Below are 12,736 nucleotides of genomic sequence, written 5' to 3' on the forward strand. Positions count from 1 at the left end.
GTTAGTCTTCCGGCGTCAGAAAGATCGCGGCGAGGGGCGGAATGGTGAGACTAAGCTCGGGAACCAGCCCGTCAAGGGTATGCACTTCGCCGCCGTTCCCGACATTGCTCCCGCCGTAGATCCCCGCGTCCGAATTCAGCACTTCACGCCAACGGCCCGGGAAGGGCACCCGGACCCGATAATCCTGGTAGACATTCGGGGAGAAGTTCGAGATCACGAGGCACCGCGCGCGGGTGTCGTTGCCCTTGCGCATCCAGGCAAACACGTTGCGGCCGGCATCCTCGGTAATGATCCACTCGAAGCCGAAGGGATCGCAATCGAGTTGGTGCAGCGCCGGCAGATCCCGGTACAGCTTGTTGAGATCGCGGATCAGCGCCTGGACGCCGGCGTATTTCGGCGAGTCGAGCAGGTGCCAATCCAGCGAACGATCGTGGTTCCACTCGCGCTCCTGGCCGAACTCGCAGCCCATGAACATCAGCTTCTTGCCCGGATGGCCGAACATGAAGGCGTAATACGCACGCAGATTGGCGAAGCGCTGCCACTCGTCACCCGGCATTCGCCCGAGGATCGAGCGCTTGCCGTGGACCACTTCATCGTGAGACAGCGGCAGAATGAAGTTTTCGGAGAACGCGTAGTGCAGGCCGAACAGGATCTGGCCGTGGTGATACTTGCGGTGGATCGGATCCTTGTTGATGTAATTCAGCGTGTCGTGCATCCACCCCATGTTCCACTTGTAACCAAAGCCCAGGCCGCCGAATTCGACCGGCCGTGACACCTGCGGCCAGGCGGTCGACTCTTCCGCAGCCGTGGTGGCGTTGGGGAATTTCGCGTAGACCTCGGCATTGAAGCGACGCAGAAAGTCGATCGCCTCGATGTTTTCGCGACCGCCGAATTTGTTCGGAATCCAGCCGCCGGCCGGGCGGCTGTAGTCGAGATAGAGCATCGAGGCCACCGCATCGACACGCAGGCCATCGATGCCGTAGCGCTCCAGCCAGAACAGCGCGTTCGACACCAGGAAGTTGACGACTTCGGTGCGGCCGTAATTGTAGATCAGCGTGCCCCAGTCGAGGTGACGGCCCTGCATCGGGTTGGCGTGTTCGTACAACGCGGTGCCGTCGAAATTGCCGAGGCCGTGCGGGTCATCGGGGAAGTGGCCGGGTACCCAATCCAACAGAACACCGAGGCCCTGCGCATGACAGGCGTCGATCAGTGCGCAGAAATCTTCCGGCGTTCCGAACCGCGACGTTGGAGCGAACAGCCCGGTCGGCTGATAGCCCCACGAGCCGTCGAACGGATGCTCACTCACAGGCAGGAACTCGACGTGGGTGAAGCCCATGTCGCGGACGTATGCCGGCAGTTGCTCGGCAAGGTCGCGATAAGTGAGCCACTGGTCGCCATCCTTCCGGCGCCATGACCCGAGGTGTACCTCGTAGATCGACATCGGCGCGCTCAGCGCGTTGATGTTCGCCGGAGCCGGGCGAGGATGCGGCAGGGTGGTTGCGTCGATCACGATCGATGCGGTTTTCGGCCGAAGCTCGGCTGCGAACGCGAGGGGGTCGGACTTCTGCGGCAGTTGTTCGCCGTGCGGACCGACGATGTTGTACTTGTAATGGTCGCCAGCGGATGCGCCGGGGATGAACAGCTCCCAGTAGCCATTGCCGCGGACGCGCATCTGGTGGCGACGCGGATTCCAGAAGTTGAAGTCACCGACGACGCTGACGCCACGCGCGTTGGGGGCCAGCACGACGAACGCGACACCCGCCACACCTTCGAGCACGGTCGGATGGGCGCCGAGCTTGTCGTATAGTCGCTGGTCCGTGCCTTCCCCGAGCAGATAAAGATCGAAGTCGGTCAGGATCGGCGGGAACCGGTAGGGATCCTCGAGATCCACCGCTGCGTCTCCGAAGCGGGCGCGTAGCCGATACCGATGGGAGCCGTTCGGAAGCGTGCCCACGAACAAGCCGCCATTGTGCAGGCGCTCCAGCGCAGCTGCCTCGCCATGTTCACCGATCGCCTCGACGGCGCTTGCGTCCGGCAACAGCGCCCGAACCACGACACGGTCGTTCTCCGGATGAGGTCCGAGATAGTGAAAGGGATCGCCGTGGCGGCCTTCGAGAACCGCGTAGGCCTCGTCCGTGAGTTGCGCAGTCATGTCGTCTCCTCGGGCTGCCGAGTCAGGATGCGAAGGATGCCAGCCAGCGGCACGCGGAGCCAGTCGGGACGATGGGCGAGCTCGTATTCGATCTCGTACAATGCCTTCTCGATCAGAAAGAAGTCCAGTAGCCGATCGGCGGCGGCCTGATCGGCCGGCCAGACCGGGCTGCCGGCCATCGTCTCGCGGTAAGCTGTTAGGAAGGCGTCGGTCGCGCGTTCCCGCCAGGCATCCAGCGCGGCGGCGATTTTGCCGGCTTCCTCGGGGTGGGTCTTCAGCGCCCGCTCGAGCGCAGCGGTGGTCGAGTAATCGATCGACCGCACCAAGCCGGCGACGTCCCGTGCGGCCGGCGCTTTCGCCCGACGCTCCGCCTGCGATCGCCGCGGCTCGCCTTCGAAGTCGATGATGAAAACGTCCTCTTTCACGATCAACATTTGACCGAGATGGAAGTCACCATGATGACGGATCTTCAGGCCGCCATTCTCGCCGAGAAGACCTGGGAGCCGTCGAGCGAGCCCATCCCGCAACGCCAGGAATTCGTCGACCAGCGCACGATCGCCGTCTTTGAGACTCTCGCGCTTGCGCCCGAGTTCGTCGAGCACACGGGTCGCGTTGGCCGACAAGGTCTCCGTCCAGCGCCGGACATCCTCGCCGCTGATCGGCTCCGGCGCGAAGTCCGCGACCTCCGGATGGTTCGCGAGCGCGATGTGCATCTCGGCGACGCGGCGGCCGGTCTGTTCCATATAGCGCAGGTACGGCGCCAACTCCTCGCTGACGACCTCTTCCTCGGCCTTCATCAGCACGCGCTGATCATCGACGTAGCGGTCGAGATAGCCGGAGGTCATGACCCAGCCGTCGCCCTGGTTGGCGACGAACTCATGCACCACCGCGATCGCGCTGGTTTTATCGCCCTCGATCAACTCGACGCTGCCGAGCAAGGAGGGCGTATTGCCGTAACCGGCGACTTCGGTCAGGAAGCGTCCCATCTCGATTTCGGGATTGGTGCCGCTCTCCAGACGTCGGTACAGCTTGATGACGTAATCTTCGCCGACGAGTGCGGTCGAGTTCGACTGCTCAGTCGAGACGGCGCGGATCTGTTCGTAGGGACCGGCCGGCTTCTCCGCCAGGCGGGAGCCGGGACGGAATTCCAGACGGTCGCCTTCGTTCTCGATGACGACGCCTTCGCGCAGATTGTCGAGCAGCAGGGTGGTGAACTCGGTGTCGCCAGCCACGTCGAGCAAGGTGCCTTCGCGCGAGCCCTGCCGCACGGCCGCGAAGGCGCGCGGATTATACCGCTCGCGGTCGAACCGCACCCAATTGATCTGCATCGGCAGCACGTAACGGGCGTCGACGCCGCGCACGCTGGCTTCAAAGAACGCCAGCCACGGCCGGTTGTCGTGGGTGTTGGAGAACGGGATCGCCGACGTGACTCGCGGCTGGATCGCTCGCATCGAGCGCTCCGGAAACCACCGTGTACGCGACAGGAATGCCGGCAGCACATCGCGTTCGAACACGCCACGCGTTCGGGCGAGCGACATCCATGTCGCCCCGACCGGGACTACGAGGGTTTCGAACTCCAGTGCTGTCGCCGCAGGCGCGACGTGTTCCGACATGCCGCGCTCCTCGAGCTTGAACCAGTAGAAGCCGTAAGGCGCCAGCGTGATCATGTAGGGCAGTTCGCCGATCGCCGGAAACTTCGTACGTCCAAGCATCTCCTGCGGGATGCGTTCCTTCCACGGTGACAGATCGAGTTCGGTCGGCTGGGCCGACCGCGACAGGTTGGCGACGCACAGGATCACTTCGTCTTCATATTGCCGGACGTAAGCCAGCACCGAGCGGTTGCTCGGACGGATGAACGTCATCGAGCCCCGGCCGAACGCCGGAGTGGACTTGCGCACCGAGATCAGCCGCTTGGTCGCGCTCAGCAGCGAGGACAGGCTGCGTGCCTGCGCTTCGACGTTGACCGACGCGTAGCCGTAAACCGGATCCATGATCGGCGGCGCATATAGCCGTGCCGGGTCTGCGCGGGAGAAACCGCCATTGCGGTCTGGAGACCATTGCATCGGGGTCCGCACGCCGTTGCGGTCGCCCAGATAGATGTTGTCGCCCATGCCGATCTCGTCGCCGTAATAGATGATCGGCGTGCCTGGAAACGACAGCAGCAGCGAGTTCATCAGCTCGATCTTGCGGCGATCGTTGTCCATCAGCGGCGCCAAGCGGCGGCGGATGCCGAGATTGATGCGGGCGCGGGGATCGGCCGCGTAGGTCTTCCAGAGATAATCGCGCTCGACGTCCGTCACCATTTCGAGCGTCAGCTCGTCGTGGTTGCGCAGGAACATCGCCCACTGGCAGTTGGCCGGGATTTCCGGAGTCTGCCGCATGATGTCGGTGATCGGGAAACGATCTTCCTGCGCGATCGCCATGTAGATCCGCGGCATCAGCGGGAAGTGATAGGCCATGTGGCACTCGTCGCCCTGGCCGAAATATTCCTGCACGTCTTCGGGCCACTGATTGGCTTCCGCCAGCAGCACCTTGCCCTTGGCGTAAGCATCGAGCTCGGCCCGCAACTTCTTGATGACCGCATGGGTCTCTGGAAGATTCTCGTTGTTGGTCCCGTCGCGCTCGCACAAATAGGGGATGGCATCCAGCCGGAAGCCGTCGACGCCGGTGTCCAGCCAGCGCTTCATCACCTTGACGACAGCGCTGACGACGCGCGGGTTGTCGAAGTTGAGGTCCGGCTGATGCGAGAAGAAGCGATGCCAATAGTATTGGCCGGCTTCCGGATCCCAGGTCCAGTTCGACTTTTCGGTGTCGGTGAAGATGATCCGAGTGCCTTGATACTTCTGGTCGGTGTCGCTCCAGACGTACCAGTCCCGCGCGCTCGAATCCTTCGGGCTGCGCCGGGCGCGCTTGAACCAGGCGTGCTGATCGGAAGTATGGTTGATCACCAGCTCGGTGATCACGCGCAGGCCGCGCCGCTTCGCTTCGGCGATGAAGCGGCGAAAATCCTTCATCGTGCCGAAGTCGGGATTGATGGAGCCGTAATCGGCGATGTCGTAGCCGTCGTCGCGCTGCGGCGAGGGATAGAACGGCAGCAGCCACAGCGTGGTGACGCCGAGGTCCTGAAGATAGTCCAGCTTCTCGGTCAGGCCGGCGAAATCGCCGATGCCGTCATTGTTGCTGTCGGCGAAAGCCTTGACGTGAAGCTGGTAGATGATTGCATCTTTGTACCAGATCTCGTCGGCAGCCTCGTGATCGACCGCGTCTGCGGTCTCGTCGATTGGGGACATCAGATTCATGCGGCACCCTTCATGCGAGGCAGCGGAACAGCAGCGCAGGGTCGCGCTGCGGATCGATCCGCAGATGAAGTCCGCCCCATTCCACGCCGAAGCGCTCTCCGGTGATGATGTTTTCGACGGCAGCCACCGGGCGGCGCTCGCCGCCGACCTCCACCTGGGTGTCGCCGAGCGGAAACCAGAATTCGTGCGGCTCGGACGAAAGCGCGATGGCGATCGCAACCACATTGCTGAGGTCGTCGGACGTTTTGATGAAGCCGGTCACGTTGGGATCTTGAATGTCGGCGAAGCGAAGGTTGCTGGTCTGCTGCAGCGCCGGGTTGGCGCGGCGGGCACGATTGATGTCGCGGATGTATGGTTTGATATTGCCGGGCTTGTCCCAGTCGCGGACCTTGATCTCGTATTTTTCGGAGTCGAGGTATTCTTCCTTGCCGGGGATCGGCTCATGTTCGATCAGCTCGAACCCGTTGTAGATGCCATAGGTCGATGACAACATCGCGGCGAGCGCAAGGCGGGCCTTGAACATCCACACCTCTCCGCCCTGCAGATGGAAAGGCAGGATGTCCGGTGTATTGACGAAGAAGTTCGGCCGGTAGAAGTCGCGTTCGGGATAGCGGGTCAGCTCGCGCAGATACTCTTCGATTTCCCATTTCTGGGTGCGCCAGGTGAAGTAGGTGTAGGATTGGCTGAAGCCGAGCTTGGCGAGGCCTTTCATCAGCTTCGGGCGGGTAAAGGCCTCGGCCAGGAACAGCACGTCCGGATGGCGAAGTTGCACCTCGCGGATCATCCATTCCCAGAACCGCAACGGCTTGGTGTGGGGATTATCGACGCGGAAGATTTTCACGCCCTGATCGACCCAGAACAGGATGACATCGCGCAGCGCATTCCACAGCGAGCCGGCATCGTCGCAGGAGAAGTCCGGATTGACGATGTCCTCGTAGCGTTTCGGCGGATTTTCGGCATACTTCATCGAGCCGTCAGGCCGGCGTTTGAACCAGTTCGGATGCTGCTTCAGCCACGGGTGGTCGGGCGAACATTGTACAGCGATATCCAGCGCGACCTCGAGACCGACGGTTTTGCAGGCGTCCAGCAGGGCGCGGAAATCCTCCAGCGTGCCGAGTTCGGGATGCACGGCATCGTGGCCGCCTTCCTCTGCGCCGATCGCGTACGGGCTGCCAGGATCGCCCGGCTCGGCCTTGAGCGAGTTGTTGCGGCCCTTGCGATTGACGCGGCCGATCGGGTGAATCGGCGTGAAGTACAGTACGTCGAAGCCCATCGCGGCGATATCCGGAAGCCGGTCGATGCAGTCCCGGAACGTGCCGTGCTGGCCCGGCACCTTGCTCTGGCTGCGGGAGACCATTTCGTACCACGCGCCGTTGCGCGCGCGGTCGCGGTCGATCATCAGGGGCAACAGGGGCGAACGGGTGAGGTCGGGGCGCGCCTGGCTTTCCGCCATGGCGTCGCGCAATTCGGGCGCGAGCAGGGGAGCGACATCGCCGGTCTGCAGATAGTCTTCGCACTGCCGATGCACGGTCGCCAGAGCCTCGGGGCCACCATGCAGCGCCCGGGTCAGCATCCCGGCGCCTTCCAGCGCATCCAGGGAGATATCCTGGCCGGCCTTGAGCTTCAATTCGACACCGTGACGCCAGGTGGCGAACTCGTCTGTCCACGCTTCGATCGCATACACATATCGTCCAATAGCGTCCGGCACGAATGTGGCGGTCCATCGGTCGTTGGCAAAATGTCGCATCGGCGTACGCTGCCAGTCGTGATCCTGCTCGCGGCGCCAGATCAGCGCCGCGGCCATCACTTCGTGGCCGTCGCGATAGATGTCCGCCCAGACCTCGATAGGCTCGCCGACGATCCTTTTGACTGGAAAACGGCCACCATCGATGATGGGGTAGATGTCTTCGATGTGGAAAGCGCCGCCTGGCGCGACGGTCTGAATGGCTTGGGTCGATTTGTTCACGGTGATGCCGTAATAGGACTGGCGTCCCATCCCCCTGGAAACGAACAACGGGCCGTCGTCCTGTTACAAAGCTTCTGGAACGGCAAGGTTCCGGGAACCCACCCTACGCAATCGCGTTGCAGACGACTATCCTGTTCGGGATTGACGGATTCGCGGCGCTCCCCGCGCCGCCGCAGACAGCGTGCGTGATGGATTTATTCACCAAAGCGGCAGAGCTCGGGATTCAGACCGAGTTTTTTGATGGCCAGGGGCATCGTCACGTCACCCCACCGGCTGCTCTTCAGATCATTCTCGACGCAATGCCAGCGGGCGCGGTTCACCCCATGCTCGAACACGTCGCGGTGATCCGTGATGGCGATGGCCTGCGGCCACAGCTCAGGGCGGATGCCGCCGAACCGGTCGCGTGGACGGTCACCTCGGGTGGCGCGACGCTCGCGTCAGGCACGGCCAACCAGCGCCGCCTTGAGCTTCCATCGGATCTTCCTTCGGGCTGTTATCGGCTGCAATTGGCAGATGCCGCCGGTCGCACCGAAAACACGCCGCTCCTGGTTTCGCCCGCGGCAGCCTATCACGGCAACTTCGAGCGTTCATGGATCGTCGCCGTGCAACTGTACGGTCTGCGTTCGTTGCGCAATTGGGGGATCGGAGATTTTACCGATCTGGCGCGACTGATCGACATCGCGGCCGGCCTCGGCGCCGGTGGCATCGGGCTCAATCCGCTGCATGCGCTGTTCGACGACCGGCCTGGCGATTGCAGTCCGTATTCGCCGAACAGCCGGCTGTTTCTCAATCCGCTCTATATCGACGTCGAGCAGCTTCCGGAGTTCAAGCTGGCCGACCTGCCGGGTGTCGAAAAGGCCGCGGCGCTGCTGCGCGATGCCGAGCTTATCGATTACCATGCCGTCGCGGATCTCAAATGGCGCGCCCTGAGGATCGCTTTCGAGCGCTTCCGGGCGGCGCCCGACGCGACCCGGCGCGCGGCCTTCGAAGCCTTTCGCCGCGATCGCGCGCCGCTGTTGACGCGGTTCGCCTGTTTCGAAACGCTGCGGCATAAGTTCGCAAAGCCATGGTGGGAATGGCCGGCTGAATGGCAGCATCCTGACGATGACCGCTGTGCGCAGTTGCGTGACGGGCCGGATGGCGCCGAGATCGAATTCGTCGAATTCGTGCAGTGGTGCGCGGACGATCAGCTGCGCGCCTGCCACGACCTTGCGGCGCTCCGCGGCATGGAGGTCGGTCTGTATCTCGACGTCGCCGTCGGCGTGCAGAGCGACGGCTTCGATGCCTGGAACGAGCAACTGGCGATATCGCGACATCTCTCGGTCGGAGCGCCGCCCGATCAGCTCAATTCTGCCGGGCAGAATTGGGGGCTCGCCGGCTTCAACGCCGCGGGGCTCGAGCTCACCGGTTTCGCCCCGTTCCGCGACATGCTGCGCGCCGCGATGCGCTATGCGGGCGCGATCCGGCTCGATCATGTGCTCGGGCTCAACCGGCTGTATCTGGTCCCGCACGGCTATGCGGCCAACAGCGGCGTCTACGTGACGATGCCGTTTGATGCGCTGCTGGCGGTCACCGCCCAGGAGAGCGTCGCCAATCGCTGCGTCGTGATCGGCGAGGACCTCGGCACGGTGCCGGAGGGATTTCGCGAGCATTTGGCGAGCTGGGGCATCTGGTCGTATCGCGTGATGATGTTCGAGCGTGATTATCATCAGGGCTGGTTCTACGGCATCGACCACTATCTGCCCGAGGCGCTGGTGACCTTCAACACGCACGATCTCGCCACCTATTCCGGATGGCGCAGCTTCGCCGATCTGCAATTCAAGCGATCGGTCGGCGTCGACCCGGGCGAGAGCGATGACGCACGTCGTCACGCGCTGAACATGCTCGGTGACGCGCTGCGACACCAGGGCATCCAGCACGAAGACATCTATGCGGTGCTGACCTTTCTGGCTCGGACGCCGTCGCGGCTGCTGGCGATCTCGCTGGAAGACCTGCTTGGCGTGATCGATCAGCCCAACGTGCCGGGCACTGTGTTCGAGCATCCGAACTGGCGTCGTCGCCTGCCGAACGGGCTGGAAGAGATCGCGTCCGTCATCAATCGCCAGGCGCTGATGGCCGCCACCGAAGAGCGCCGTCACGCGGTGAACGCCGTTGCCGGGTGACATAGAAGACTACGCGCTGATCGGGGACTGCGAAACTGCGGCCCTGGTCGGATATGACGGCTCGATGGACTGGCTGTGCTGGCCGTATTTCGATTCCGACGCGTGCTTCGCCGCGCTGCTCGGTGACGACAGCCACGGCCACTGGCAGATCAGCCCGTCCTTACCCCCCACGACAACGACGCGGCGCTATCGCGGCGACAGCCTCATCCTGGAGACGCGGTTCGAAACCGAGAGCGGGACGGTCACGCTGATCGACTTCATGCCGCCGCGCGGCAAAGCGTCGGATGTCGTGCGGATGGTCAGAGGCGATGCCGGAACGGTGGAGATGCGGATGCATCTCGTGCTGCGCTTCGGCTTCGGGGTCAACATTCCCTGGGTGAAGCGCGGCGAACAGGAAGGCGAGTTGCTCGCGATCTGCGGGCCTGACATGGCGGTCTTACGCTCACCGATCCTCACCCACGGCGAAGCCATGACGACGGTTGCCGAGTTCTCGGTCAGCGAGGGGGAGACGATCCCGTTCGTCATGAGCTATGGGCCTTCACACCTCCCTGTGCCGAAGGTCGTCAACCCGTTCGATGCTCTCCGCGACACAGAGGCTTTTTGGGCCGACTGGGCCGGTCGGTGCACCTATGACGGCGACCACCGCGATCTGGTGATGCGCTCGCTGATCACGCTCAAAGCACTGATCTTCCAGCCGAGCGGCGGCATCGTCGCGGCGCCGACGACCTCGCTGCCGGAGCAACTCGGCGGCTCGCGCAACTGGGACTATCGCTTCTGTTGGCTGCGCGACGCGACTTTCACGCTGTTCGCGCTGATGAACAACGGCTACTCCAGCGAAGCCTCCGCCTGGCACGACTGGCTGATGCGCGCCGCCGCCGGCGCGCCCGCCGAGATGCAGATCATGTACTCGATCTACGGTCATCGTCGGCTGCTGGAATGGCAGGCAGACTGGTTGCCGGGCTATCAGGGAGCGCAGCCAGTGCGGATCGGCAACGCCGCCCACGGCCAGCTGCAGCTCGACGTCTATGGCGAATTGATCGATGCATTTCATCAGTGGCGGATGGGCGGCCTCGAGCTCGACGGCGACACCTGGTCGATGGAGCGCGCCGTACTCGAACATCTCGCTGAAGTCTGGAATCAGCCCGACAGCGGCATTTGGGAGAGACGCGGAGCCAGCAAGCACTACGTGTTTTCCAAGGTGATGTGCTGGGTCGCGTTCGACCGGGGCATCAAAAGCGCGGAAAAATTCGGACTGGAGGCGCCGCTCGACAAATGGCGGGCGCTGCGTGACGAAATCCATCGCGATGTCTGCGCCAAGGGCTTTGACGCGAAGCAGAATTCGTTCGTCGAGCACTACGGCGCCGATGTGCTCGACGCCAGCCTGCTGCTGCTTCCCGCAGTCGGCTTTCTGGCGCCGGACGATCCGCGGATCAGCGGGACGATTGCGGCGATCGAGACGCATCTGATGCACCGTGGCTTTGTGATGCGCCACGATCCGCGCGAGACGCCCGAACAACCATTGCCGATCGAAGGCGCGTTTCTCGCCTGCAGCCTTTGGCTGGCCGATGCCTATGTGCTGGCGGGCCGAATCGACGATGCGAAGGAGCTGTTCGATCGGGTCGTCGGCGTCGCCAACGACGTCGGTCTATTGGCCGAAGAGTACGATCCGGATGCGGGGCGGCAGACCGGCAACTTCCCGCAGGCGTTGACCCATATCGCAGTCGTCGTGACCGCCGACAATCTCAGTACCGCGATGGCCGAGTGCGGCAAGAAGCCCGCCGTTCAGCGTTCACAGTAGGCGCACAGGTCAGCCTCCGGCGTTGCGGGCGAGGATGAAGTCGATCGCCGCCGCGAAACCGTCCTGTTCGTTGGTCCGGGTGACGTGCTTGGCCAGCTTCTTGACGTCTGCCGTGGCATTGCCCATCGCGATCGGCAGGCCGCTGACCTTGAACATCGGAAGATCGTTCTGCATGTCGCCGAGCGTGGCGATCGCGTCTGCGGGGATTTCAAGGCGCTTCGACATCGCCTGCACGAAAGTGCCCTTGCTCTGGCCGGGCGGCGTGACGTCGAGATAGTAGTCCTGCGAGCGCACCGCGAGCGCGCTGTCGCCCAGCGCGGCCTGAAGCTCGGTCTCGCATCGCTCCAGCAGTGCAAAGTCGGGACTGGCCCCCACGATCTTGCAGGCCTTTCCGATCAAAGGCGCGAAGTCGTCGATTTGAGTCGGGTCGAACTGGATGGTGCGCTGCTCGTGCGGCACATACTTGCCGTCGTCGCGGCGGATGTACCAATTGTCGTTGGTGAAGATCCAGATGTCGATGCCGTAGCGGTCGAGCAGCGCGATGCTCTTGGCCACCGCGTCCGCGGGGATCAGATGCTGTTCGATCACCGCGAGCGAGGGATCGACGATGGAGCTGCCGTTGAACGGCCCCATCGGCAGGATGATGCCCAGTGCATCGCTGAAGAGCCGCATGCCGACCGGGGGACGGCTGCTGGTCAGGGTGAAGCCGATGCCGGCGTCCTGCAATTTGGTGACAGCGGCGCGGGCGGCGTCCGTCAGACGCTTGTCCGACGTCACAAGAGTGCCGTCGACATCGGAAATGACCAGGCGGATGCGGGACATGTCGATTACTCCACGACGGATCGGGGCGCTGCAGCTGTCGGGAGCTGGGCGACGATGCCGTCGACGATCTGTTCAATGGGATGATCGATGCCGACCACGATGGGGTTTTCGTCGGGGGCGGGCGGCTCGAGCGTGGCGAATTGGCTGTCGAGCAGGCCTGGCGGCATGAAGTGATGCCGGCGCGCGGCGATACGTCCGGCGATCGTGTCGCGGCTTCCGTCGAGATAAATGATCCGCGTATCGGAGCGACCGTGGACCAGCACGTCGCGGTAACTGCGCTTCAGGGCCGAGCAGCCGAACACGACGCGGCCGCCGCCATCGGCCACCCGATCGATTTCGCCGGCGATGGCGCGCAGCCACGGCCGGCGATCGTCGTCGGTCAGCGGGTGACCGGCGCTCATCTTCGCGACGTTGGCGGGCGGATGGAAATCGTCGGCGTCCTCGTAGGTCCAGCCGAGCCGGTTGGCGAGCGCCTTGCCGACCGAGGTCTTGCCGGAGCCCGACACGCCCATCACGATCAGCGCCCGCCGCGCCACG

Annotated in this window: 7 protein-coding genes; 2 read left to right on the forward strand and 5 right to left on the reverse strand. The window is 63.6% G+C overall.

Annotated features, from left to right (window positions below):
* Position 1: 1 nt before the first annotated feature.
* The 3 genes from glgB to IP86_RS16265 are packed head-to-tail and all read right to left on the reverse strand — an operon-like array spanning position 2 to position 7,447.
* Complete coding sequence (gene glgB / locus IP86_RS16255) at positions 2 to 2,152, reverse strand: 1,4-alpha-glucan branching protein GlgB (protein WP_054163578.1); 2,151 nt, start codon at positions 2,150 to 2,152, stop codon at positions 2 to 4.
* Entirely contained in the window at positions 2,149 to 5,451 is a 3,303-nt protein-coding gene (treS, locus tag IP86_RS16260; protein WP_054163579.1) for a maltose alpha-D-glucosyltransferase, read from the reverse strand. Before treS ends, glgB begins: the two co-directional genes overlap by 4 nt.
* Before the next feature lie 10 nt (positions 5,452 to 5,461).
* Positions 5,462 to 7,447 carry an alpha-1,4-glucan--maltose-1-phosphate maltosyltransferase gene (locus tag IP86_RS16265; protein WP_082364055.1) on the reverse strand — a complete coding sequence of 662 codons (1,986 nt, stop codon included), beginning with the start codon at positions 7,445 to 7,447 and terminating at the stop codon, positions 5,462 to 5,464.
* A 158-nt stretch (positions 7,448 to 7,605) separates the two neighbouring features.
* On the opposite strand from IP86_RS16265, the gene malQ reads away from it, so the two are divergent.
* Together malQ and IP86_RS16275 are read left to right on the forward strand one after the other, a co-directional pair.
* Positions 7,606 to 9,579, forward strand: coding sequence for a 4-alpha-glucanotransferase (gene malQ, locus IP86_RS16270; protein WP_054163624.1), 1,974 nt, complete (start codon positions 7,606 to 7,608; stop codon positions 9,577 to 9,579).
* Positions 9,569 to 11,377 (forward strand): glycoside hydrolase family 15 protein, encoded by a 1,809-nt coding sequence (locus tag IP86_RS16275; protein ID WP_054163580.1) that lies wholly within the window; start codon positions 9,569 to 9,571, stop codon positions 11,375 to 11,377. Before malQ ends, IP86_RS16275 begins: the two co-directional genes overlap by 11 nt.
* A 9-nt stretch (positions 11,378 to 11,386) precedes the next feature.
* On the opposite strand, the gene IP86_RS16280 is transcribed toward IP86_RS16275, so the two are convergent.
* On the reverse strand, positions 11,387 to 12,199 hold the full coding sequence (locus IP86_RS16280) for an HAD family hydrolase (RefSeq protein ID WP_054163581.1): 813 nt from the start codon (positions 12,197 to 12,199) through the stop codon (positions 11,387 to 11,389).
* A 5-nt stretch (positions 12,200 to 12,204) separates the two neighbouring features.
* Positions 12,205 to 12,711 carry a gluconokinase gene (locus IP86_RS16285; RefSeq protein ID WP_054163625.1) on the reverse strand — a complete coding sequence of 169 codons (507 nt, stop codon included), beginning with the start codon at positions 12,709 to 12,711 and terminating at the stop codon, positions 12,205 to 12,207.
* Positions 12,712 to 12,736 lie beyond the last annotated feature (25 nt).

The organism is Rhodopseudomonas sp. AAP120 (assembly GCF_001295845.1).
Classification (GTDB): Bacteria; Pseudomonadota; Alphaproteobacteria; order Rhizobiales; family Xanthobacteraceae; genus Rhodopseudomonas.